At 71.9% G+C, this 24,472-nt stretch carries 16 protein-coding genes; 13 read left to right on the forward strand and 3 right to left on the reverse strand.

Going from position 1 to position 24,472, the window contains the following annotated elements; genetic code table 11:
- Positions 1 to 24: 24 nt before the first annotated feature.
- Positions 25 to 468: a DofB protein gene (locus tag GTY96_RS23830; RefSeq protein WP_143905039.1), complete on the forward strand. Its 444-nt coding sequence runs from the start codon at positions 25 to 27 to the stop codon at positions 466 to 468.
- Between the two features lie 57 nt (positions 469 to 525).
- Here GTY96_RS23830 and GTY96_RS23835 read toward each other — a convergent pair whose 3' ends face one another.
- The gene (locus tag GTY96_RS23835) at positions 526 to 1,644 is read right to left on the reverse strand and encodes a hypothetical protein (RefSeq protein WP_328700983.1); all 1,119 of its coding nucleotides are present in this window, start codon (positions 1,642 to 1,644) and stop codon (positions 526 to 528) included.
- Positions 1,645 to 1,724: 80 nt separating this feature from the next.
- Here GTY96_RS23835 and lpdA point away from each other — a divergent pair, with 80 nt between their 5' ends.
- A complete protein-coding gene (gene lpdA, locus GTY96_RS23840; protein ID WP_143905041.1) occupies positions 1,725 to 3,122 on the forward strand; it encodes a dihydrolipoyl dehydrogenase in 1,398 nt (465 codons plus the stop codon).
- Here the strand turns inward: lpdA and GTY96_RS23845 are convergent.
- On the reverse strand, positions 3,119 to 4,126 hold the full coding sequence (locus tag GTY96_RS23845; RefSeq protein ID WP_161665914.1) for a helix-turn-helix transcriptional regulator: 1,008 nt from the start codon (positions 4,124 to 4,126) through the stop codon (positions 3,119 to 3,121). The genes lpdA and GTY96_RS23845 overlap by 4 nt on opposite strands.
- Before the next feature lie 118 nt (positions 4,127 to 4,244).
- On the opposite strand from GTY96_RS23845, the gene GTY96_RS23850 reads away from it, so the two are divergent.
- From GTY96_RS23850 to lipB, 11 genes are all read left to right on the forward strand, one after another.
- The gene (locus tag GTY96_RS23850) at positions 4,245 to 5,201 is read left to right on the forward strand and encodes an SDR family oxidoreductase (RefSeq protein ID WP_143905043.1); all 957 of its coding nucleotides are present in this window, start codon (positions 4,245 to 4,247) and stop codon (positions 5,199 to 5,201) included.
- 91 nt (positions 5,202 to 5,292) lie between these two features.
- Complete coding sequence (locus GTY96_RS23855) at positions 5,293 to 6,765, forward strand: hypothetical protein (protein WP_161665915.1); 1,473 nt, start codon at positions 5,293 to 5,295, stop codon at positions 6,763 to 6,765.
- A gap of 22 nt (positions 6,766 to 6,787) precedes the next feature.
- Positions 6,788 to 6,934 (forward strand): hypothetical protein, encoded by a 147-nt coding sequence (locus tag GTY96_RS23860; protein WP_161665916.1) that lies wholly within the window; start codon positions 6,788 to 6,790, stop codon positions 6,932 to 6,934.
- A 419-nt stretch (positions 6,935 to 7,353) separates the two neighbouring features.
- Positions 7,354 to 13,254 carry an Ig-like domain-containing alpha-2-macroglobulin family protein gene (locus tag GTY96_RS23865; RefSeq protein WP_161665917.1) on the forward strand — a complete coding sequence of 1,967 codons (5,901 nt, stop codon included), beginning with the start codon at positions 7,354 to 7,356 and terminating at the stop codon, positions 13,252 to 13,254.
- On the forward strand, positions 13,251 to 15,557 hold the full coding sequence (pbpC, locus tag GTY96_RS23870) for a penicillin-binding protein 1C (RefSeq protein WP_161665918.1): 2,307 nt from the start codon (positions 13,251 to 13,253) through the stop codon (positions 15,555 to 15,557). The genes GTY96_RS23865 and pbpC overlap by 4 nt, the downstream gene beginning before the upstream one ends.
- Before the next feature lie 11 nt (positions 15,558 to 15,568).
- The gene (locus GTY96_RS23875) at positions 15,569 to 16,693 is read left to right on the forward strand and encodes a SpoIID/LytB domain-containing protein (protein ID WP_161665919.1); all 1,125 of its coding nucleotides are present in this window, start codon (positions 15,569 to 15,571) and stop codon (positions 16,691 to 16,693) included.
- A gap of 211 nt (positions 16,694 to 16,904) precedes the next feature.
- A complete protein-coding gene (locus GTY96_RS23880) occupies positions 16,905 to 18,254 on the forward strand; it encodes an OmpA family protein (protein ID WP_143905048.1) in 1,350 nt (449 codons plus the stop codon).
- Between the two features lie 287 nt (positions 18,255 to 18,541).
- Positions 18,542 to 19,471 carry a lipoyl synthase gene (gene lipA / locus GTY96_RS23885; protein WP_143905049.1) on the forward strand — a complete coding sequence of 310 codons (930 nt, stop codon included), beginning with the start codon at positions 18,542 to 18,544 and terminating at the stop codon, positions 19,469 to 19,471.
- 43 nt (positions 19,472 to 19,514) lie between these two features.
- Positions 19,515 to 20,777 (forward strand): dihydrolipoamide acetyltransferase family protein, encoded by a 1,263-nt coding sequence (locus tag GTY96_RS23890; protein ID WP_161665920.1) that lies wholly within the window; start codon positions 19,515 to 19,517, stop codon positions 20,775 to 20,777.
- Positions 20,778 to 20,873: 96 nt separating this feature from the next.
- Positions 20,874 to 22,529, forward strand: coding sequence for a ClpX C4-type zinc finger protein (locus GTY96_RS23895; RefSeq protein WP_161665921.1), 1,656 nt, complete (start codon positions 20,874 to 20,876; stop codon positions 22,527 to 22,529).
- Positions 22,526 to 23,611 (forward strand): lipoyl(octanoyl) transferase LipB, encoded by a 1,086-nt coding sequence (gene lipB / locus GTY96_RS23900; RefSeq protein ID WP_143905052.1) that lies wholly within the window; start codon positions 22,526 to 22,528, stop codon positions 23,609 to 23,611. Before GTY96_RS23895 ends, lipB begins: the two co-directional genes overlap by 4 nt.
- A 6-nt stretch (positions 23,612 to 23,617) precedes the next feature.
- On the opposite strand, the gene GTY96_RS23905 is transcribed toward lipB, so the two are convergent.
- Positions 23,618 to 24,439 (reverse strand): MBL fold metallo-hydrolase, encoded by an 822-nt coding sequence (locus GTY96_RS23905; protein ID WP_143905053.1) that lies wholly within the window; start codon positions 24,437 to 24,439, stop codon positions 23,618 to 23,620.
- Positions 24,440 to 24,472 lie beyond the last annotated feature (33 nt).

Here is a 24,472-nt window from a genome sequence, read left to right on the forward strand (position 1 = left end):
AGCGTTCGCTTCACCGGAGGATTCGTGACTTCCACGTACCAATCCGAACTCATCGACCGCGTGCTGTTCTCTCGGTGGCACAACCCGCCGACGAAGGACGACGTCGCGGCCATCATGGCGCAGATGGAAGAGGCGACGCAGCGGCTGGGCTCGAACGTGCTGTACATCGCGTCCATCAGCCCGAAGGCGAAGGTTCCGGACGCGACGGAGCGCGCGCACCTGAACCAGATGGTGGCGGAGGGCCGACGGTACTGTGAGCAGTCCTGGCTGGTGTACGAGGGCACGGACCTGCAGCACAACCTCCAGCGCGTCATCATCTCGGGCGTGCTCATCCTCACGCGCACGTTCGACAACTACCTGTCGGTCGCCAAGTCCGCGGACGCCATCGTCAAGGACGTCTCCACGGCGCTGAAGCGGGACGCGACGTCCATCTTCAAGCAGGCGCGCGATCGCGGTCTGATCGCCTGAGACGCACGCGGGCGACGTCGGAGTCCCTCCGGCGCCGCGTGCGTCATGGCGCCCGTCCTACCGGGCGCCGATGATCTCCAGCTCCTTCAGCTCCACGCCCGGCCGCTCCGGATGGACGTTCACTGCGTCCACGTCGAGCAGTGGAACGGCGGGCTTGCAGGTCTCCCACCTGCCCGTGCCGTGGAAGCGGCAGACGGTGGGATCCACGAAGAAGCCGCCGCTGTCCTGCCGCCCCACGCCGTCGGGCGCGGGGATGCGTGCGCGAAGCGAGCCCGGACCCGTGGCGCGCACCCGGAACGACACCAGGGACTTCAGCGCTGGCGTGTAGCCCAGCCGCAGGGCCCCCTCCGCGCCCGGCGCGGTCGACAGCTTCACCCCGGACTGCTCGTCCCGGTCGAACGCTCGGAGGGTGCCCTCCGGGCCCTCCAGCTGATCCGGCTTGATGGGCGCGGCCTCCACCGCGCCCCCGGTGTGGAGCTGGGCGAGCCGGGGCGCCCGCGCGCCCTGCTGCACCGCCGCCGCGTTCAGGAGCGGCGCGGGCAACTGCCCCGTCCTCGCGCACGTGGGCGAAAGCTCCTCCGCCAGCGCCAGGACCTGCGCCTCCACGTCGGTCCCCGTCATGGCCGCGGGTCCCACGGCCGAGCGCGCGAGCTCATGGCAGGCCGCGCCCAGGGCCGTACCCGCATGCTCCAGGCTCCAGTGTGCCTCCTGGAGGTCCGGATTCCCCCGCTTCGCGGCCTCCTGCAACGCGTGCGTCACGGCCAGACCGCACGGGTTGTCCTGGGGCGCGCAGCGTTCGCACAGCGTGGCGAGCAGGTCGCGGGGCAGGGCGTCCCGGGCGACGAGGGGCGCGCGGGAGGCCAGGGCGGGGCCCCTCGCGCAGGCGGCGGCGGGAGGGGTGGGGCAGTCGCCGAGCTGCCGGCGCGCATCGCTCCAGGCGGTCCCGGCATCCCAGGAGGTGCCCGCGTCGGGCTGGAGGAGGTCCGCGAGGACGGCGTCCAGGCCCCGGCACGCGGCGGGGCCCAGGTCGGGCGGGGTGATCTTCACGGGCTTCGCGGTGGGCGCCTGCCCGGGGGCCGGAGCGGGCGTGTCGCGGTGGGTCACGTAATAGAGGCGCGCGAACGCAAGCAGCGCTACTAGCATCAACAGAAGCGTGTGGAGCGGGAAGCGGCGCACGAGCAAACTCCTTGATTCCAACCGGGACCGGGGGTTATCAGCGCCCGCGAGTTCCATCCGCAAAAATGACGGAGGCGTGCGTGGCTGAGACTTTCGACGTGGTGATCATCGGCTCGGGTCCTGGTGGCTATGTGGGCGCCATCCGCGCGGCCCAACTCGGGCTGAAGACGGCCATCATCGAGAAGGACAAGCGCCTGGGTGGCACCTGTCTGCACCGCGGATGCATCCCCACCAAGTCGCTCCTGTGGACGGCGTCGCTCTTCCACCACATCAAGGAGTCGTCCGACTTCGGCATCGACGTGGCGAACCCCACCGTGAACTGGGCCAACGCCCAGAAGCACAAGGACAAGGTCGTCACCAAGGGTGCCAACGGCATCGACTTCCTGATGAAGAAGAACAAGATCACGGTCGTGAAGGGCCATGGTCGGATCGCCGCCAAGGGCAAGGTGGAGGTGACGGCGGAGGACGGCTCCAAGCAGACGCTGGAGACGAAGAACATCATCATCGCCACGGGCTCCGTGCCCAAGTCCCTGCCGAACGTGCAGGTGGACCACAAGCGGGTGATGAACAGTGACTCCATCCTGACCATCGACCGCATCCCCAAGAGCATCATCGTCCTGGGCGCGGGCGCGGTGGGCTGCGAGTTCGCCTCCGTGTTCAACCACGTGGGCAGCAAGACGGCCATCGTGGAGTACATGCCCGCGCTGCTCCCCATCGAGGACGCGGACGTCTCCAAGGAGCTGGACAAGATCTTCCGCCGCCGCGGCATCGACGTGCACACCGGCGCCAAGGTGGAGAAGGTGGAGCACACGGCGGACGGCGTGCGCGTCACCATGACGGTGGGCAGCGAGACGAAGACGCTGGAGGCGGAGATCCTCCTGTCGGCGGTGGGCCGCTCGCCCGTCACCGAGGACGTGGGCCTCAACAAGACGAGCATCCAGACCGACCGCGGCTTCATCAAGGTCGACACGCTCTGCCGCACCACGGAGCCCAACGTCTACGCGATTGGCGACGTCATCCCCACGCCGATGCTGGCGCACATGGCCAGCGCCGAGTGCGTGATGGTGGTGGAGCACATCGCCGGGAAGAACCCCGCGCCCATCAACTACGACCTGACCCCGTCGGCCACGTACTGCTACCCCGAGGTGGCGTCCGTGGGCCTCACGGAGAAGAAGGCCAAGGAGCGCGGCTACGACGTGAAGGTGGGCATCGCCCCCTTCGGCGCCGTGACCAAGTCGGCCATCTCCAACGAGTCGATCGGCATGATCAAGATCGTCTCCGACCGCAAGTACGACGAGGTGCTGGGCATCCACATCATCGGGCCGCACGCCACGGAGCTGCTCGCCGAGGCCTGCGTCGCGATGAAGCTGGAGATCACCACCGAGGAGCTGGCCCACACCATCCACGCGCACCCGACGCTCTCCGAGATCATGCACGAGGGCGCCGAGGCCACGCTGGGCCACCCGCTGCACTTCTAGCGGGTCTGGCGCGCACGGCGGCCCGGCCCGTCCTGGCCGGGCCCGCCGTAGAGCGCCTGGAGTGAGGCCGCCAGCGCGGCCAGCCGTTGCCGCAACGACGCCGGGGCCAGCACCTCCACGCCGGCTCCGACTTCGCACAGCTGGGAGACCGCGATGGACTCCCGCTCGAAGTCCAGCGTCACCTTCCGCGTCCCACCGCGTGCCGCGGGTGCCTGGGTCAGGCGCTCGCCGTCGGCCGGGGGACGCACCCTCCGCAGCGACGCGGCCCCATCCTCCGTGCACCGGAGCGTGACGTCGTAGCGGGGCCGCTCGACGGCGAACCTCGCGCACCAGTCCTTCCAGAACGTGGGCAGGTCGAAGCCCGGAGGGCGGGTGAAGCCCTGGGCGACGAGGCGCACGTTCCCGATGCGAGCGCCCCGGAAGACGCGGGGGCCCTTGGCCGTCCCCGCGACCAGGTACCAGCGGTCCGCCTTGATGACGAGCCCATAGGGGTCCACCGTCCGGCGGGAGCCCGCGCCGTCGAAGTCCCGGTAGCTCAGCGACACGCGGCGGTCCTGCCAGGCCGCGTCGCGCAGCTTGCCCAGGTGGGGCAGGGGTTCGCGGCCCGTGAACCAGCCAGAGGCGTCCACGTGGAGGCGCTGGCGCGCGTGCTCCAGCGCGGGTTGCTGGAGGGCGGGGAGCGCCGCCGCCAGCTTCACCAGGCCGGTGCGCAGCGGCGTGGACAGGCCCAGGTCCTCCAAGGCTCCGGGGGCTCCCACGGTGGCCAGGGCCTGGAGCTCCGGGCGGGTGAGGCCGGTGAGCTGCGTGCGCCAGCCCTCCATCAGCGCCACGCCTCCGGCCGCGCCTCGCGTGGCGTACACGGGGACGCCCGCGGTGGAGAGCGCGTCCAGGTCGCGGTGCACGGTGCGGCCGGAGACCTGAAGCTCGCGCGCCAGCTCGCCCACGGTGCTGCGGGGCCGGGATTGAAGGCGCATCAACAGATGGACGAGGCGATCCGCGCGCATGGGCCCTCCGGCCATGGACAGGTGTGACCTGGGAGAGGAACAGCCTGGGCCGGCAATCATGACAGGGGTTGTCAGGATTGAGCGCGCAGAGTGGGTGCTTGGAAAGGGGAGCACTGCCATGAAGCCACTCGAGGGACAGGTGGTCCTGGTCGCGGGAGCGACGCGGGGCGCGGGCCGGGGAATCGCGACGATGTTGGGGGCGGCGGGCGCCACGGTGTACTGCACCGGGCGCAGCGTGAGAGGCCAGCCCGCGAGCGGGGTCGGCCGGCCGGAGACGATCGAGGAGACCGCGGAGCAGGTCACCGCGCTGGGCGGCCGGGGCATCGCGGTGCGGGTGGATCACCTGGTGGAGGCGGAGGTGGAGGCGCTCTGTCAGCGCATCCGCTCGGAGGCGGGGAAGCTGGACGTGCTCGTCAACGACATCTGGGGCGGGGAGTCGCTGCACGAGCTGGGGGCTCCGTTCTGGAAGCAGTCGCCTCGGAACGCGCGGCTCATGTTCGAGCGCGCGATCGTCACGCATATCGTCACCAGCCGCCACGCGGTGCCGTTGATGCTGGAGCGCGACCGGGGCCTCATCGTGGAGGTGACGGATGGGGACCACTTCGGGTACCGGGGCGGCGTCGCGTACGACCTGACCAAGATGGCCGTCATCCGGTTGGCCTTCGCGATGTCGAGGGACCTGCGCCGCACGAACGTCACGGCGCTGGCGGTGACACCGGGGTTCCTGCGCTCGGAGGAGATGTTGGACGGGTTCGGCGTGACGGAGGCGAACTGGCGCGACGCCGCGAAGCAGGTGCCGGACTTCATCGCCTCGGAGACGCCGTCGTACGTGGGCCGCGCGGTGGCGGCGCTCGCCGCGGATCCGCGCGTACACCAGCGGGCGGGGCGCGTCTTCGCGTCGTGGACGCTGGCGCGTGAATATGGCTTCACGGACCTGGATGGCTCCCAGCCGCACTGGGCCGAGCACTTCGAGAGGGCCTATGGGAAGCCGTACCCCCTCGCGGACGACGCGGCCTATGCCTCGTGGTTGGGGGGAGCCATCGAGACGGTGTGTCCGGACTGGCCGCTGGACTGAGGGGCACCGCCTCCTCCGGGATGGGCAGCCTCGTCGCGGCCCATCCCCGCGCGCCCAGCGAAGCGCTATGGTCCGACGCGAGAGGTCGTGCATGGCCAAGGGGCACAGCAGGAACGACGAGCCGGATCGCATCGACGAGACCCGTGTCGCGCCGCTCGACGATGACGAGACGGAAGAGGTCCGCACCGAGCGGACCCAGGCGCCGCCCGCGCGACGGGACCCGTCCGTTCCCGCGCCTGCTGGCACCGGCCGGAAGTCGTGGGGCAACCAGACCCGCGTCGCGCCTACCACGGGCGCGGCCCTGCGCGCCGCCGACCTCATGGGCGTGGAGAACCGGATGTCGCCGCCTCCGGTCCCCGACGACGACCTTGTCCTGGAGACCCGTGTGGATGGCCTTTCGCCTCCACCGCCACCTCCGCCTCGTGCGCGGGGAGGGCGCGGTGGTGCGCGTGAGGAGGACTCGGACGCACCGGCGGGTGCGCGTCCCTCGCGGGGTGCGCGCGAGGAGGGGCAGGAGCTGCCGGAGATCGTGCGTCCCTCGCGGGGCGGTGCGCGCGAGGAGGGGCAGGACCTTCCGGAGATCGTGCGTCCCTCGCGGGGCGGTGCGCGCGCGGAGCGGCAGGACCCCGCGGAGGGCATGCGTCCGTCGCGTGGCGATGCTCGCGAGGAGGGGTTGGACCTGCCGGAGATCGTGCGGCCCGCTCGCGGTGGTGCGCGCGAGGAGGGGCAGGGCCCTTCGGGCGGCGGTCGAGCCGTTCGGGGCTCGGACTCCGCGCGTGGCCCTTCGCGGGAAGAGGGGCAGGGGCTTCCGGAGATCGCCCGCCCCGGGCGCGCAAGCGCACGCGAGGAGGAGTTCGATTTGCCGGAGATCATCCGCGCGGGCCGTGGCGCGGAGCTGGACGGGAGTTCTTCCGAGCGCCGTGGCGCGGATGCGCGCGGCGCCGAGGGCCGGGCTCCCGCGAAGGCCGCGCGGCCAGAGGCGCTGATCTTCGCGCCTCTGCCGTCCGCGCAGGCCGCGAACCATGCCGAGGGAACCCCCGAGCTGCGCACGATGTTCGCCACCCACTCCGCGCTGCTCGCGGAGCGCCTCAAGGCGGAGCTCCAGCACAAGATCTACGGCCGCAGCCCGCATCGCATCCTGCGCGTGGACGAACCCGAGGGTCCCAGCACGGCGGGCGGAAAGCAGGCCCGTCAGGCCATCTCATTGGTGGACCGCAAGGGGACGGCGCCCGCGCTCGTCGCCGGCTGGGTGGACGTGGCCAAGGGCCAGGCGTCGTTGCGCAACCACGAGGCGGTGGCGAAGCGCTACGAGTTCCAGCACGGCAGTCCGTTGGAGCTCGCTCCAGAGGAGTACGAGAAGTTCCTCACGGACGTGGATGAAGTGCTGCGCACCGCGGCCATCCAGGTCCGCATCCTCGTGCCCGACGAGTCCGCGCCTACCCGCGCCACCGTGGGCCCGCAGTCGCCGCGCGCCACTGGCGTGCCTGGACGTTGGGTGCTGCTGCTCGTCGTCGTCTCGTTCCTGCTGGGGATCGCGGGCGGCACGTTGCTTCACGGCCGGTGAGCGTGTTCGCGGTGCCGTGGACATGGACCGCGGACTCCGCGACATCTCCGCGACGCCCGCGGCCCACCTCTTCGAACCGGGCAAGCCCGTGGCCTACCTCCTCCGCGAAGGGGCCTGCGCAGCGACGATGAACGCCCTCATCGAGAAGCACGTGAAGCAGCGGAAATAGACGCTGTCCGCTGACGGATGGGGGGCTGCTCACCGGGGCGATGGTCGGGGGCCAGTCCCCCTTCCACATTGGGAGATTCCGCCGTCACGCACGGAGGCTCCCATGTCCACATCCCACCGCCGTCCGAAGTCCCCCTTTCGCAGATGGCTCGGAGGTTTCGTTGTTTCCGTCGCCAGGGCCTTCGCGCCTGCTTCCGCGCTCGCGGACGGCCCTCCGGCGCTGGATGTCCGGCCGCGTTACACCGGCGTGCCGGGTCTGGACCGGCGCTCTCAGCCGCTCGGAATCCGAGGCGAGGATTCGCACCGGTTCGGATGACGCAGGGGGAGGGCCCGGGCGGGGTGCCCCGTGGTACGGTGCTCGCGTCATTTTTCGGGGGGGACAGTCACGAGTGCCCGCCCTGGAACTCCGTGAGCCCCACCATGCGCAGAAATTCCCTGCTGGCCCTCTGTCTTGTCGTCGCCGCCGCGTGCTCATGCGGCGACAAGGATGGGAAGGGCGGCACCTCGGGAACCGGCACCGCGCCGGGTCCGTCCTCGAAGAGCCCTGGCCTCGCCGTCGAGCCTCTCCCCGAGCCCCCCGCGCTCAAGATCGATCCACGGGACGCGGCGGAGCAGGGCCCGGTGTCCGTCGCGGCCGTGCGGCCCGAGGGACGAGCGTATGGCAACGTCCGTCCGACCATCACCTTCACCAAGCCGATGATCGCCCTGGGCACCGTGGCCGAGGAGCGCGGGCTGGCGTCACCAGCGAAGATTGAACCCGCGCTCGAAGGCGAGTGGCGCTGGCTGGGCTCCGCGAGCGTCGAGTTCGTGCCGAAGTCGGGCGCGAAGCTGGGGACGAAGTACACGGTGACGGTGCCCGCGGGCCTCAAGGCCATGGACGGCACCGCCATGGCGCAGCCCTACACCTTCGAGTTCGAGACGCCGCGCCCCTCGCTCCAGTCCGCGCAGCCGGAGGCGGACTTCCGCTGGGTGCAGCCGGAGCAGGTGTTCACGCTGGTGTTCAACCAGAAGGTGAAGGACCTGCCGCAGCGCGCGCGCCTGGAGCCCGCGAGCGGCGCGCCCGTGCCGCTCACGCTGGTGAAGGAGACGGCGTTCGCGGACGTGAAGGACGTCCAGGTGGGCAGCGGCCCGGAGCGCAGGTCCCAGGACCGGCGCGTGAAGTACGAGCTGAAGCCGGCGCAGAAGCTGCCCCCGGGGACGAAGTTCTCCCTGGTGGTGGACGGCGAGCTGACGGGCGTGGAAGGCCCGCTGCCCATGGGCGAGGCGGTGCGCTACGGCTACGCCACCTTCGGCCCGCTCAAGGTGGAGTCCGCGAGCGCGTGCGTGTTCATGTGGGGGGACGAGTCGTGCACCTACGGCCCGCTCATCCTCTTCACGTCGAACGAGCTGGACGTGGCCTCGCTCAAGGGCAAGGTGACGCTGGAGCCGAAGGCGGAGATCGACTGGGACCGCGTGCAGACGCAGATGCCCTGGTCGGGCTCCGAGCTGAAGAACCCCTACGTGGCGCTGCCCGGCCGCTACCGTCCCGGCACCACGTACAAGATCAAGGTCGCCGCGGGCTACAAGGACCTCTTCGGCCAGACGGGGCCCGCCTTCGAGGGGACGGCGAAGCTGTCGGACGTGACGCCGTCCTTCGACTCCGGCTCCCGCGAGGCGCTGGTGGAGGCCTCGGGTGACGGCTCCGTGCCGCTGGTCGTGACCAACGTTCCGGAGGTGCAGGCGGAGGTGTGGTCGCTGTCGCCCGCGCAGCTCGCGCAGCTCATCGACACGAACAACTGGCCGTCCACGGAGGGCTTCCGGTCGACGGTGGACACGAGCGCCGCGCGCAACGTGGAGCGCACCGCGCCGCTCGACCTGCGTCAGGCCTTCAACGGGTCGAAGACGGGCCTGTTCCTCGCGCGGCTGGTGGCGCCGTCGCTCAAGAGCCGCTACCCGAACCGCGTCATCGGGCAGGTGACGGACCTGGCGGTGCACGCGAAGCTGGGCGCCGCCTCCGGCGTGGTGTGGGTGACGTCACTCCAGACGGGCGCCCCGGTGCCGGACGCGCAGCTCACCCTGTGGGACAAGGCGGGCGCGGAGCACTGGACGGGCACGACGGACGCCAACGGACTCGCGAAGGTGCCGGGCCTGTCGGAGCTGCTGCAGCCCAAGAGCGAGTCGGCCTGGGACACGCCCTGGGCGATGGTGTCCGCGCAGAAGGACGGGGACATCGGCGTGACGCTGTCCACGTGGGAGGGCGGCATGTCCCCCGGCGCGTTCTCGCTGATGAGCGCGTGGGAGGGCCGCGTCCCGGACAGCCTGGGCTTCGTGTTCGCGGACCGGGGCATCTACCGCCCCGGAGACGAGGTGATGCTCAAGGGCGTGGCGCGCTACCGCCGCCTGGGCGTCCTCAAGTCGCCGCCCGCGGGCTCGCGCGCGCAGGTGACGGTGACCAGCTCGCGCGGCGAGAAGGTCTTCCAGACGGAGGTCACGGTCACGAAGTACGGCACCTTCCGCGCGGACCTGAAGCTGGGCAAGGACGTGCCCCTGGGCTCCTACGACGTGGCGGCGAAGCTGAAGGTCGCCGGTGAGCAGCTCAGCTACGGCGGCACCTTCCGCGTGGAGGAGTACCGCGCGCCGCAGTTCCGCGTGGACGTGGCGGTGCCGAAGAAGGACGTCGCGGCGGGCGATGCGCTCACCGCGCGCGTGGATGCGCGCTACCTGTTCGGCGGCGCCATGGGCGACGCGCAGGTGCGCTGGAACGTGCAGCGGGCGAGCTCCTTCTTCACGCCCCCGGGCAACGAGGCCTTCACCTTCGGGGTGAACACCTGGTGGTGGGACGACGAGCAGCCGGAGCACAGCAGCGACTCGTTCGCCACGGGCGATGGCCGCACGGACGCGCAGGGACAGCTGGCGCTGGCGCTGGGCACCGCGGACGCGCCGGGTGGCAAGACCTGGGAGTACACGCTGGAGGCGGAGGTGGAGGACGTCAACCGCCAGCGCGTCGCCAACCGCAACCTCATCGTCGTGCACCCCGCGGACGTGTACGCGGGCCTGCGCATGCTCTCCACCGGCTTCGCGGAGGCCGGCAAGGAGGTCGGGCTGGAGGTGGTCGCCGTCTCGCCGGAGGGCGCGCGCCAGACGGGCATCGCGGTGGACGTGAACATCAAGCGCCGCGAGTGGAAGTCCATCCGCAAGAAGGGCGACGGCGGCCAGTGGTTCACCGTCACGGAGCCGGTGGAGACGGAGGTGTCGAAGTGCTCGGTGAAGAGCGCCGCGACGCCGCAGCAGTGCAAGTTCACCCCGGGCGAGCCGGGCCTGTACGTGATGGAGGCGGTGGCCACGGACGCGAAGGGCCGCAAGGCGACGACGCGCGACTCGCTCTACGTCACCGGCACCGGCTGGGTGTCGTGGCAGCGCAACGACACGGACCGCATCGACCTGGTGGCGGACAAGCAGCTGTATGACGTGGGCGACACGGCCAAGGTGCTGGTGAAGAGCCCGTACCCGCAGGCGGACGCGCTCGTCACCGTGGAGCGCGAGGGCATCCTCAGCGTGCGCCGCGTGAAGCTGAAGGGCAGCGCCACCGCGCTGGACATCCCGCTGGGCGAAGGCGCCATCCCCAACGTCTACGTGGGCGTGGTGCTGGTGCGTGGCCGCGTGGAGGCATCCAAGGGCATCGAGTCCGGGGACGACCCGGGCCGCCCCGCGGTGCGCGTGGGCTACACCCAGCTGAAGGTGGAGAAGAAGGCGAAGCGCCTGTCGGTGGCGCTGACGCCGGACGCGCAGGAGAAGCGGCCGCGCGACAAGGTGACGGTGGACATCGCGGTGAAGGACTCGGCGGGGCAGGGCACGAAGTCGGAGGTGACGCTCTGGGCCGTGGACGAGGGCGTGCTGCGCCTGACGGGCTACAAGGCGCCGGATCCGGTGGACGCGCTGTTCCAGGAGCGCGGCCTGTCGGTGCGCATCGGCGAGCCGCTCATCCACCTGGTGCTGCGCAAGCTGTACGGCGAGAAGGGCTCGCGGCCGGGCGGCTCCGGTGGTGGGGACACGGCGGGCTCCGGCATCCGGTCCAACTTCAAGACGACGGCGGTGTTCCAGACGGTGGAGACGGACGCGCAGGGCATGGCGAAGGTGGAGTTCACCCTGCCCGACAACCTGACCACCTTCCGCATCATGGCGGTGGCGGTGACGGAGGCGGACCGCTTCGGCGTGGGCGAGAGCAAGGTGCAGGTGGCGAAGCCCCTGCTGGTGCTGCCGGCGCTGCCCCGGCTGGTGCGCGTGGGCGACAAGGCGGAGGCGGGCGTGGTCATCCACACCACGAACCCGGCCATCAAGGAGGCGAAGGTCACCGCGCAGCTCACGGGCGTGCGGGTGGAGGGGCCCTCGGAGAAGACGGTGCAGTTGGATGGCAAGGCCCGCGAGGTGCGCTTCACCTTCGTGGCCGAGCAGCCGGGCACCGCGGTGCTGCGCTTCTCGGTGGCGGGGGGCGGGGAGACGGACGGGGTGGAGCAGAAGATCCCCGTGCAGCTCCCGGTGGGCATGGAGGCGGTGGCGACCTACGGCGACACCACGAGCGAGCGCGTGGAGGGGCTCAAGCCGCCGGGCGGCGTGCGCCCCGGCATGGGCGGCCTCACGGTGACGATGTCCTCCACGGTGATGGGCGGGTTCGAGGAGTCGATGAACCAGCTGGTGGACTACCCCTACGGGTGCCTGGAGCAGATGTCGTCGAGGCTGGTGCCGTTCGTCGCGCTGCGCGAGCTGTCCGGGAAGTTCGGCGTGGCGTGGACCGGCGGTTCGGAGGAGCAGAAGAAGGAGTTCGTCCGTGGCTTCCTCAGCGATGACGCGCTGAAGACGCAGGGCACGTTGGATCCGGACACGGTGGTGACGGCGACGGTGCGCAAGATCGAAGCGCTCCAGAGCCACGATGGCGGCTTCCGCTTCTGGGCCTCCAGCGAGTGCTCGTCGCCGTATGCCTCCGCGTACGCGACGCTGGCGCTCGCGCGGGCGAACGAGGTGGGCTACCCGGTGGACGCGGGCGTGCTCGAGCGCGCGAAGAAGTACCTGGCGGACAAGGTGGCCGCGGGCGTGTGCACGCAGTGCGCCTGGGGCTGCACCGCGCCGGGCCTGGAGACGCGCGCGTTCGCGCTCTACACGCTGGCGCGCATGGGGTCGCCCCGGCCGTCGTACTACAACGAGCTGTTCGAGCAGCGGCAGAAGCTGCCGCTCTTCGCGCAGGCGATGCTGACGGACGCCATCTTCGTGGGGAAGGGCAACCGCGCGCAGGGCCAGAAGCTGCTCCAGGAGCTGCTGAACAAGGCGCAGGAGTCCGCGGCGGGGGTGCACTTCCAGGAGACGGACGCGAAGACGTACGCGCCGCTCTGGTCGTCGGACACGCGCACCACGGCGCTGGTGCTCCAGACGCTGGTGGACGTGCAGCCGGACCACCCCTACGTGTCCAAGATGGGCCGCTACCTGGCGTCCTCGCGCGAGGGTGACGGGCGCTTCCGCAACACGCAGGAGGCGGCCTTCACGCTGATGGCGCTGTCGGAGGTGGTGCGCCGCAAGGAGAAGGACGTGCCGTCGTACGAAGCGGTGGTGAAGCTGGGCGGCCAGGTGATTGCCTCCGCCGACTTCAAGGGCCGCGACATGGGCGTGAAGACGGTGCAGGTGCCGGTGGAGAAGCTGGGCCCGGCGGACAAGGCGATGCCGCTGACCTTCGGCGTGAATGGCACGGGCAACCTCTACTACGGGGCGCTCCTGCGCTACGCGCCGGCCCAGATGCCGGTGGATCCGATGGACCGGGGCATCGTCGTCCAGCGCTGGTTCGAGCCGTACAACGGCGGTGGGCAGGCGAAGGCCGCGCGCGCGGGCGAGCTGGTGCGCGTGCGCGTGCGCGTGGCGACGCCGATGCGGCGCAACTTCGTGGCGGTGGACGTCCCGCTGCCCGCGGGCCTGGAGCCGGTGGACACCTCGCTGGCCAGCACGGCGAGGTTGCCCGGGCCGGCGGGCTCTGGCGAGGAGGAGGGCCCCGGCGAGGGCTACGACTACGAGAGCCAGGAGGACCTGTCGGAGACGGACGAGGGCAACAACAACTTCTGGGCCACGCGCTTCTGGTCACCGTTCAACCACACGGAGATGCGGGATGACCGGGTGGTGTTCTTCGCGGACGAGCTGCCGCCGGGCGTGCACGTGACGAGCTTCGTCGCCCGTGCCACGACGCCGGGTGACTTCGTGCTCAAGCCGGCGCACGCGGAGGAGATGTACGCGCCCGAGGTCTTCGGACGCTCCGAGGGTGGCCGCTTCCCGGTGCTGATGCCGGACGAGGTCGCTTCGAAGTGAGCAGGCGCTTCACGCTTCGTGGGACGGTGCGCGCCGCGGCGGTGGTCGCGGCGCTCGTCGGGTTGGGGTGCGCGGGCTTCATCGCGATGCCCCTGCCCGCGACGTTGCTGTCCCGCGAGGCGCTGTCCTCGCTGGTGCTCACCGACCGCACGGGCCACGCCCTGCGCGAGGTGCTCTCCCGCGAGGACGGACGCAGCGTGGGCCTTCCGGGGGGCCGCATTCCCCCGAAGGTCCGGATGGCCTTCATCGCCGCGGAGGATCAGCGCTTCGGGTGGCATCCGGGCGTCGACGCGGTGGCGGTGGCGCGGGCGCTGCGCGACAACGTGTCAGCGGGGCGCATCGTGTCCGGTGCGTCCACGATTCCGCAGCAGCTGGCGCGCAGGCTGGTGCCGCGAGAGCGCACGTGGTGGGGCAAGGCGGGAGAGGCGCTGTGGGCGATGCGGCTGACGGCGCACCTGCCCAAGGAGCAGGTGCTGCTGGAGTACCTGGACCGCGTGCCGCTGGGGAACTCCACGTTCGGCGTGGAGGCGGCGGCGCAGCGCTACTTCGGGCGGCCGGCGGAGCGGCTGTCGGCGGGACAGGCGGCGCTCCTCGCGGGGATGGCGCGGTCCCCGGCGCGGAGGGATCCCTACCGTCGGCCCGAGATGGCGATGGCCGGGATGCGCGACGTGCTCTCGCGCATGGTGGCCGAGGGCTTCCTGTCCCCGGAGGAGGCGCGGCTGGCGGAGGAGACGCCGTTGGACCTGGCGCCGCCCGAGCGCGTGTTCGAGGTGCCCCACCTGACGACGGCGCTGCTCCAGCGGTTGCCGGAGCTGGGGCTGGACCATGCGTCGCGCATCGAGACGACCATCGAACCCTCGCTCCAGGTCTTGGTGGAGAAGGCCATCCGGGAGGAGCTGCGGGGGCTGGCGCACCGGCGGGTCGGAGAGGCGGCGGCCATCGTCCTGGACAACGCGACGGGCGAGGTGCTCGCGTACGTGGGCTCGTCGGACTTCCTGGACGAGGAGAAGGGCGGCCAGAACGACGGCGTGCGGTCGCTGCGGCAGCCGGGGTCGGCGCTGAAGCCGTTCGCGTACGGGCTGGCGCTGAGCAGGGGGTTCACGCCCTCGAGCGTGCTCGCGGACGTGGAGGTGCACCTGGCCACGCCGGGCGGCGCGTACGTCCCGAAGAACTACGACCGTCGCGTGCACGGGCCGGTGCGCCTGCGGGCGGCGCTCGCGTCCAGCTACAACATTCCGGCGGTGCGCGTGGCGGACGCGCTGGGGCCGGATCAGGTGCTGCGCGTGCTGCGCGAGGCGGGCTTCCAGAGCCTCACGGAGAGCGCGTCGCACTACGGCGTCGGCATCGTGCTGGGCAACGGGGACGTGACGCTGAGGGAGCTCGCGCGGGCCTACCGGGGACTGGCGCGGGGTGGGGTGGTGGGGCCGCTGAAGGAGGTGCGCGCGGCGTACGGCCCGGATGGCAAGGCGCTGACGGTTCCAGAGGAGCTGGTGGAGCACCGGTTCCTGGCGGCGCGGCCGGTGGAGCTGCTCACGGACGTGCTGGCCGACGAGGCGGCGCGGGCCCCGGCGTTCGGTCTGGACAATGCGTTGCGCCTGCCGTTCCGCGTGGCGGCGAAGACGGGGACGAGCCGCGCGCACGTGGACAACTGGGCGGCGGGGTTCACCCGGGAGCGCACGGTGGCCGTGTGGGTGGGCAACTTCGACGGCACGCCGATGCGGGGGGTGTCCGGCATCACGGGCGCGGGGCCGGTGTTCGCGCGGGTGATGTCGCTGGCGATGAAGGGCGTGCGGGCCGCGCCGCTGGTGGACCGGAGCCACTTCGAGTCCGCGGAGATCTGCCCCTTGTCCGGCGAGCGCGCGGGCCCGAACTGTCCGGGCGCGATGAAGGAGGTCTACCTGCCGGGCACGGCGCCGGACCATGTGTGCACCATGCACCGGAGCGACGGCGCGCTGGACGTGGGACCGGCCTACCTCGCGTGGGCGCAAGCGGAAGGGTTGGACTCGGCGTCGGTGAGCGGCGAGGGCCCCCCTGGCGCGCGGCCCGGCTTCATCCTGCCCGCGGATGGGGACGAGTTCCTGGTGGAGCCGGAGCTGCCCGAGGATGCGCAGGCGGTGCCCGTGCGAGTGATGGCGCCCGCGGGAGCGAAGCTGCTGGAGCTGCGCACGGAGGAGGGCCGCCGGATTGAGCTGCGTCCCCCGTTCGTGACGCGGTTGCCGGCGGTGGCGGGCGAGCGCCGGCTGGAGCTGTGGGCGCCCGGCGGTTCAGCGCCCCTGGCGGTGACGCGGTACCGCGTTCGATGAACGCCGTGGGGATGGCCGTGCTCCTCGCCGTGCTGGGCGTGGGCACCGCTCCCGGCGGGCATCGCACGGTGGGTCCGAGCGTGGAGCCCCGGGCCGGGAGGCCCACCCGTGTGGCGAAGGCCGCCGCCGACGCGGCCGTGGAGGTGCGGCTGCTCTCCAAGCACCAGCCGTCGCGGCTGCGGTTGGACGGCCCCCGCTCGCTGGAGGTCGTGGCGTCCGGCGACACGCTGCTCGTCGATGGCCGCGCTGGGCCTTCGCCCTTGCGCCTGGACTCCGGCCGCTGGCGGGTCCGGGGGAGGGGCCTGGACCGGCGCTACGAGGCGGCGCTGGTCCTGTCGGCGCGGGCCGGAGCGCTGGTCGTCGTGGCCACCTTCGCGCTGGAGACGTACGTCGCCGCCGTCACCGCCAGCGAGACCGAGGTCGACACCCCATTTGAAGCGCTCCGGGCCCAGGCCATCACCGCCCGCAGCTACGCGCTCGCCTCGGGGAGGCGCCACGACGAGGCGCGCGCCTGTGATCTCACCCACTGCCAGGTCCTGCGCGGCGAAGGCTTCGCTCGTCACCTGGGCCGCGCCCGCGACGCCGCGCGCTCCACCGAAGGCGTCGTCCTGCGCCTGGCGGACGGCTCCATCGCGCTCGCGCCCTTCCACGCGAGCTGCGGCGGCCATACGGCCGACCCCGTGGCCGTGTTCGGCGCTCCGGACCGCACCGGCGCCGCCGCGGTGCCCGACCGCTGTCCTCCGTCGCCGTGGCGGGCCGTCGTGCCCCGCGCGCTGGTGACGGCCGCCGCGTCGGATGCGCTTGGCGGGCCCGCGCTCGCGGCGGACCTGTTGCTGGACCGGGACTCCAGCGGCGCGGTCGTGCGCGTCGTGGATCGTGCCTCGGGACGCGATGCGCGCGGCGACGCCTTCTTCCGCGCGCTCGGCGCCCGTGCCGGGTGGGATCGGATCCGCAGCGCGCGGTTCTCCCTGACGCTCGGGGGAGAGCAGGCGCTCCTCGAAGGGCAGGGGCATGGTCACGGCGTCGGGCTCTGTCAGGCCGGCGCGGCCCTGCTCGCACGGCAGGGTTGGACCGCGGAGCAGTTGCTCGCGCACTACTTCCCACGCGCCCTCCCGTCGAAGCTCGACGACAAGTGAACGCGGGGGCTGAAATGCCCTCTGCTTCACAGTCGACCGCGAGGGTATCGGCCCTTCGGGGGGACACCCACCCGCTCTCACCGCGAGGGGTTATCAGCACCCGGTGTGCTCCGTATCGATTGCACAGAGCCCTCAGCCCCGTGCGGTCCGGCGGGGACGTGGCCTCGCGCACCGGCCATCCCGGTGCGGGACCCAACCGGGGAGGCATCACATGGCGTTCAACCTGATCGAAGCAGTCGGCTCACAATTCATGCAGAAGGGGTTGCTCCAGAAGATCAGCGGCTCGCTGGGAGAGGATCCGCAGGCGACCACCAAGTCCCTGCCGGGCGCGATCGCCGCGGTGGCCGCGGGCGTCGCGGACCAGGGCGGAAACGAGGCAGGCGCCCACCGGCTCTTGTCGAAGCTCAACGACGGCGGCTTCACCGGGCCTGACGCGCCCCCGCACACGGGCGCCGTCGGCGAGGGGTTGCTCGACGAAGAGGAGCGCGGGAAGGGGATGCTGAGCGGGCTGTTCGGCAACAAGCTGGGCCCCATCACCGAGGGCCTCACGCGCTTCGGCGGGATGCGCAACTCCGGCTCTTCGATGCGGCTGCTGTCCCTGGCCGCGCCGATGCTGATGGGCGTCCTGGGCAAGCAGGTGCGCGACCAGCGCATGGGCGCGTCCGGGCTGATGCAGCTGCTCGGCAGCCAGCGCAACAACATCGCCGCCGCGCTGCCGGCCGGCCTGGGTGGCATCCTCGGCTTCGGCGGTGCGCGCCACGCGGTGGCGGAGGTCATCGAACCCCACCGCGAGACCGTCACCCAGGTCCGCGAGACGGTGCCCGTGCGCGAGACCGTGACCCGTCCGCCCGTCCCCCGGCAGCCGGAGCGCAAGAAGAGCATCGCGGGCTGGGCTGTCCCGTTGGCCCTGCTCGCACTGGTCGCGCTCGCGTGGGGGGCCCTGCGAGGGCGCCGGCACGAGCCCGCCCGCGTCCCGCAGGTGAGCCAGAACACGCAGCCACCGCGCGTGGACAACCGCATCGCGCAGGCTCCGCCGCAGCCCGCCCGTCCCACGCCGCCGCAGCCCGCGCCCGCGACGCAGCCCGCGACGCCGCCGCAGGCCACGGAGCCGACCCCGCCCCAGACGGGCGGCTCCGGCACGGGCGGATCGGGTCCGGAGAAGGTGCGCGTGAACGACGCCAACAGCCTGCGTGACGCCTTCAACGGTCCGAACGCGCAGCAGGGCTTCGTGCTGGATGGCGTGGAGTTCAAGCAGGGCTCGTCGCAGCTCACCGCGAAGAGCCAGCAGATGGTGGGCGAGCTGGGCGACCTGATGAAGCAGAAGGCCGACTCGCGCGTGCGCATCACGGGCTTCACGGACTCCACCGGCAACGCGGACGCCAACCGTCAGCTGTCGCAGACCCGCGCGGAGAGCGTGCGCCAGGCGCTGGTGCGCGACGGCGTGACCCAGGACCGCATCGACGTCAGCGGAGAGGGCTCCGCGAACCCCGTCGCCTCCAACGACACGCCCGAGGGCCGCGTGCAGAACCGCCGCATCGAAGTGCAGGTGCTCGGTCAGTAGTTCCCCGGACACGCGGTCCCGGCTGCGCCCGGTCCTCCCCCGTGAGGGCCGGGCGCAGCTGTTTCATGGGGGCCCCCACGAAGGGCCCATGGCCAGAGGGAAGGGAGCCAGCGGAGGGCAGGCAGCCCGCCTGGATGCAAGGGTTCGCGCCGCCCTCCATGGCCGCGCCCTGTCCACCGCGTTACACCTCCCGGAAGTTGTACTCGGGTCCAGCCCGCGCTAACGCCTCGCGTCAGGGCTTCACGCTTGACCCTGCTTTCACCCACCCTCTAGAAGGCCCGCGACCCATGGCGACTCCCGACCGGTTTCCTCTCCCACAGGTCTCTGAAAGCACCCGAAAGCCCGAGTGGTTGAAGGTGCGCCTGCCGCATGGCGATGGCTATGAGCGGGTGAAGGCCATCGTGAAGCGCGTGGGCCTGGCCACGGTGTGTGAAGAGGCCCGCTGCCCGAACATCGCCGAGTGCTGGGGTGGCGGCACCGCGACGGTGATGCTGATGGGCGAGGTGTGCACGCGCGCGTGCCGCTTCTGCCACGTGAAGGTCGGGGCGCCGCCGCCGCTGGATCCGATGGAGCCCATCCATCTGGCGCAGGCGGTGAAGGAGATGAACCTCGAGTACATCGTCGTCACGTCGGTGAACCGCGACGACCGTCCGGACGGGGGCGCCAGCCACTTCGCGTCCGCCATCCGGGAGCTGCGCAAGGAGAGCCCGCGCACGCTCGTGGAGGTGCTCATCCCGGACTTCAAGGGGAAGGAAGCGGACCTGGCCACGGTGGCGGAGGCGAAGCCGCACGTGGTGGCGCACAACGTGGAGACAGTGGAGCGCCTGACGCCGACGGTGCGCGACCGCCGCGCCACCTACCGCCAGTCCCTGCGCGTGCTGGAGTACCTGAAGCACCGCCCCGAGCGGCTCTACACCAAGACGTCCGTCATGGTGGGCCTGGGCGAGACGGACGCGGAGCTGGAGCGCACGTTCCAGGATTTGCGCGACGTGGGCGTGGACGTGCTCACGCTGGGCCAGTACCTGCAGCCGTCGCAGTATCACCTGCGCGTGGAGCGCTTCGTGACGCCCGCGCAGTTCGAAGCGTACAAGGCGCTGGCGGAGTCCTTCGGATTCCTCTACGTGGCCTCCGGGCCGCTGGTGCGCTCCAGCTACCGTGCCGCCGAGTTCTTCATGAAGGGCCTGATGGAGCGCGAGCGCGTCGAGCGCCTGGGCTGACCGGACGCACCCCTTCCCCAACCCGAGAGAGACACTCCCCCTCATGGCGACTTTCGAATTCAAGCTCCCAGACCTCGGCGAAGGCGTGGCGGAGGGCGAGCTCGTCAAGTGGCACGTCAAGGCGGGCGACCTGGTGAAGGAAGACCAGGTGCTCGCCGAGGTGATGACGGACAAGGCCACGGTCACCGTGCCCACCCCCCACGCCGGCCGCGTCGTGAAGACGCACGGCCGCGAGGGCGACATGGCGAAGGTGCACCAGCTGCTGGTGACGCTGGAGCTGGAGGGCAGCGCGCCCGCGGCGGAAGCGCCCGCGCACGGCGCTCCTGCGGCGCAGAGCACGCCCGCGGCGAGCCCCGCGCAGGCGGCTCCTGCCGCGCCGGCGTCGGCCACCAAGGTGCTGGCCACGCCCGTCACGCGCCGCATGGCGCGCGAGCATGGCCTGGACCTGGCGGAGATCTCCGGCTCGGGGCCTCAGGGGCGGGTGACGAAGGCGGACGTGGTGGCGGCGCTGGAGGGCGGTGGCGCGGCGAAGAAGAACGAGGTGTCGGCGCCCGCGCCGCAGGCCGCGCGTCCGGCGGCGCCGTTGGCGGCGGGGAAGGGCGACGAGCGCATCGCGCTGCGCGGGCTGCGCAAGAAGATCGCCGAGAAGATGGTGCGCTCGAAGTTCACGATGCCGCACTTCGCGTTCGTGGAGGAGGTGGACGCCACGGACCTGGTCGCGCTGCGCACGCGGCTCAACAGTCAGCTGGCGGCGGCGGGGGACGGCACGAAGCTGACGTACCTGCCGTTCATCGTGAAGGCGACCATCGCGGCGATGAAGAAGTTCCCGCACCTGAACGCGAACTTCGACGAGGCGGCGCAGGAGCTGGTGGTCCGCGGCGAGTACAACATCGGCATCGCGGTGGCCACGCCGGACGGCCTCACGGTGGCGGTGGTGCGCAACGCGGATCAGCTCACGCTGGGCGAGCTGGCGAAGGAGATCACCCGCCTGAGCGTCGCGGCGCGCGACCGCAAGCTGAAGATGGAGGAGCTGACGGGCGGCACCTTCACCATCACCTCGCTGGGGCAGAGCGGCGGCCTCTTCGCCACGCCCATCCTCAACCACCCCGAGGTGGGCATCCTGGGCGTTCACAAGCTGAAGAAGCGCCCGGCGGTGAAGAACGATCAGGTGGTCATCCGGGACATGATGAACCTGTCGCTCTCGTGCGACCACCGCGTCATCGATGGCGACGTCGCGGCGAGCTTCGTCTACGAGATCATCAAGTACCTGGAGGCGCCGGACCTGCTGTTCCTCGCGATGGCGTGAGGACGCGCGTCGCGGGGCTGCCCGACCGCCCCGGCTCCGGGGGGCGGCCGGGACGCGGGGGACTTCCGGATCAGAACGCTGAGGCGGGCACCCGCGATGGCCGACAATCCCCGTGAGTTGATCCGCGCCGCGCAGACCGCCGAGCTCCAGGGAGACCGTGCGCGAGCGGCGGAGTGTCTGGAGCAGGCCGCCGCGCTCTACCAGAAGTCCGGGCACACCTCGCGCGCCTCGCAGCTGCTGCGGCAGGCGCGCCAGCTGAAGGCCCGCGCCCCTGACGTGAGCCCGGCCTTCGCCGCGGCCATGGCGGGAGGGAAGGACGCGCAGGCGTTCCACTCGCTGTCGTCGATGACCTGGAGCGACGCGGTGTCCACCGCGTTCAACGACAAGGCCGACGCCGTGGCGCACGTCCTGGACGACAGCGAGGCCGTCGCGACCGGAGGCACGCCGCTCGTGCCCGAGCCTGGACTGCCGCGCCTGGCCGGGAGGATCGCGGCCATCGGAAGCGTGTCCGAGCCGGAGTCTTCCCCCCAGTCAGGAGGGCCGGGGGGACTCGCCGGGCCTCCAGACGCCGTGCCTCCATCCCATCCTCCCGCGAGCGTGGAGTCCGTCCTGGACGGCTCCGCCACCCACGCCGCCGGCATAGGGAGCCCACACCCTGAGCAGGGAGACGCGGACGTCGTCGTCCCCGGCGGGCTGCTCCTCCCTCCCGAGGACGACGAGGACCTTCCGTCCAGCGGCCTGCCGCGTTCCCCGGACGGGATGGCGGTCGTCCCAGGTGGGCTGCTGCGTCCACCGGAGGAGGACGTGTCGCCCGTGCCCCGCGAAGCCGGCCGAGCACGGCGCCGGGAGAAGCGCCTCATCGAGCGGGGGCCCACCCGGGCGGATCCCGCGCTCGATGCGTGGTGCTCGTTCTGCTGCCGTCCCCGAGGGGAGGTGGGCGACCTGGTCGCGGGCCCCGCGGGCGCCTTCATCTGCAAGGGCTGCCTCCGCGAGTCCCAGGGACTCCTTGGCGACGTCATCCCCCCGCTCCCCGTGCGCGAACCCGTGAGGGACGAGCCGCGCGGAGCGGGCGTGGAGATGGTCGGGCACGACGACGTGCGGTCGCTGCTGGAGCGCACGCTCCAGGCGGGCGCCCGGTGCCTGCTCGTCGTGGGGCCGGAAGGCTGCGGCAAGAGCATCTTCTTCCAGGCCCTCCAGCGGCGAGGCCAGGGCGTGCTCGCGTCCGTGGAGTCGTTGGACACCACCCCGGGCGCTGGACCGCTGTTGGTTGAGGACGTGGATCGCCTGGAGCCCGGAGCCCAGGCCGTGCTGGCTGCCTTCGTCGCGAACCCCTCGGGGCGTGCCGTGGTGATGAGCGCGCGCGGCGCGGTGTCGTCGATGGGGCTCTGGGTTCGAGGCGAGCTGGGCAGCCTGCCGGTGCCCACCACCGCCGGCATGATCGAAGCGGTCCAGGGCCTGGTGCCGGTGACGCTCCTGGAGCACGTGCAGGTGCTGCTGCCCGTGCGCCGGCCGACGGTGCCGGAGCTGGTGGAGGTGGCCCGGCGCTCCCTGTCCCTGCGCCAGCCGGCGGTGTCGCTGTCGGAGGAAGTCCTGGGCGCGTTCGCGGCCGAAGCGGTCCGCTCGCCGCGCGCCGGGCACGAGCTGCGCGCGCTGCTGGCCCGCGTTCATGCGGGGACCTGGAGCCTGGAGTCCGCGCAGACGCCCGCCGCGCCGTCCCCCCTCCACCGAGGGGGCCGGAAGGGAACACCATGAGTACGCTCACCATCTTCCGGCTGGGCCGCGTGGAGTACGAGGACGGGCTGAAGCTGATGCACCTGTTTGGCGAGGCCCGCCTCCAGGAGCGCATCGGGGACGCGCTCCTGCTCCTGGAGCATCCCCCGGTCCTCACGCTGGGCCGCGCCGCGAAGCGCGAGAACATCACCGCCACCGACGCGCACCTCGCGGAGCAGGGCGTGGAGGTGTTCGACACCAACCGCGGCGGCGACGTCACCTACCACGGCCCGGGGCAGGTGGTGGGCTACCCCATCCTCCTGTTGCCGCCGGAGCGTCGGGACGTGCGCCGCTACGTGCGCGACGTGGAGCGGGGCCTCATCCAGACGCTCGCGGCGTTCGGCCTCACCGCCGGGCCCATCCCCAAGTGGCCGGGCGTGTGGCTGGGACAGGAGGGCGCTCCGGACGCGCGGAAGATTGGCGCCATTGGCGTGCACCTGTCGCGCTGGCTCACGACGCACGGCTTCGCGCTCAACGTGAACACGAACCTGGCGCACTTCCAGCTCATCGTCCCGTGCGGCATCCGCGAGGCGGGGGTGACGTCCATGCAGCGCGAGCTGGGCCACGCCGTCTCCGTCCCGGAGGTGGAGGAGGCGCTCGCCCGCGAGTTCACCCAGGTCTTCGACGCCCAGCGCGTGGACGGCGCGGTGGACGTGCGCACCGTGAGCGTCGCCGTGGTGCGGGGGCATGGGCCGGACGCCCGGGTGCTGCTGCTGCACCGGACCCCGGAGCGCGGCGGGTTCTGGCAGACGGTGACGGGGCGCCTGGAGCCGGGCGAGTTGCCCGCCTCAGCCGCGCGCCGCGAGCTCTCCGAGGAGACGGGCCTGGACCTCCCCGTGCGGGACCTGGAGTACCGCCACGCGTTCGCGCTGGGGGACGTGCTGCCACCCAAGTTGGTGGAGGAGCACGGCTTCGCGGTGCACGCCGCGCCGGACGCGCAGGTCCGCCTGGGGCCGGAGCACGACGCCTTCGAGTGGGTGGACGTGCCCACGGCGCTGGAGCGGCTGCCCTTCCGGGGCCTGCGGGAGACGGTGGCCCGCGCGCTCAAGGCGCACGGGCCCTGAGCTCCGTTACAGCTTGAGGACCATCGCCTCCTTCGCGGCGATGGCCTCCGGACGGTGCTTGCGCACCTCGCGGACCAGCTTGTCCATGCCCACGTCGTCGCGGCCTGGATCATGGTGGAAGAGCACCAGCTGCTTCACGTCGCTGGCATCCGCCGCGCGCACCGCCGCCTCCCACGTGGAGTGGCCCCAGCCCGTGCGGGCCGGCCCCTTGCGGCCGCGGTACTCATCCTCCGTGTACATGGAGTCGTAGATGAGCGCGTCCGCGCCCCGCGCGAAGTCGAACAGGGCCTGGTCCAGCGCGGTGCCGTGCTCCACGTCCGTCGCGTAGACCAGCGAGCGCCCGCCGAAGTCCACCCGGTACCCCACGTTGCCGCCGGGGTGGTTCAGCTCCAGCGTGCGCACCGTGGCCCCGCCCACCGGGATGTCCTGGCCCACGACGACGTCCCGGTACACCAGGCGCGTGCGGAACACGTCCTCCGCCGTCACCGGGAAGTAGGGGGGCACCATCTGCCCGGCGAGGATCTCCTTCAACGACCGGCCATCGCGCGGGGAGCCGTACAGCGTCACGTCGTTCGCCGGAGAGAACATCGGCGCGAAGAACGGCAGGCCCTGCAGGTGGTCGTAGTGGTAGTGCGAGATGAAGATGGACGCCTTGACGGGCTTGCGCGTCGCCGCCAGCGCATCTCCCAGGCCGCGTGCTCCGGAGCCCAGGTCGAAGATCAGCAGCTCGTCTCCGCAGCGGACCTCCACGCATGGCGTATTCCCGCCGTAGCGCTTCGTCTGGGGGCCGGGCGAGGGGATGGAACCGCGCACCCCCCAGAACCGCACCTCGAAGCGCGGGGAGCTCCGCCGGGCCGGGCG

It is taken from the genome of Corallococcus silvisoli (assembly GCF_009909145.1).
Classification (GTDB): domain Bacteria; phylum Myxococcota; class Myxococcia; order Myxococcales; family Myxococcaceae; genus Corallococcus; species Corallococcus silvisoli.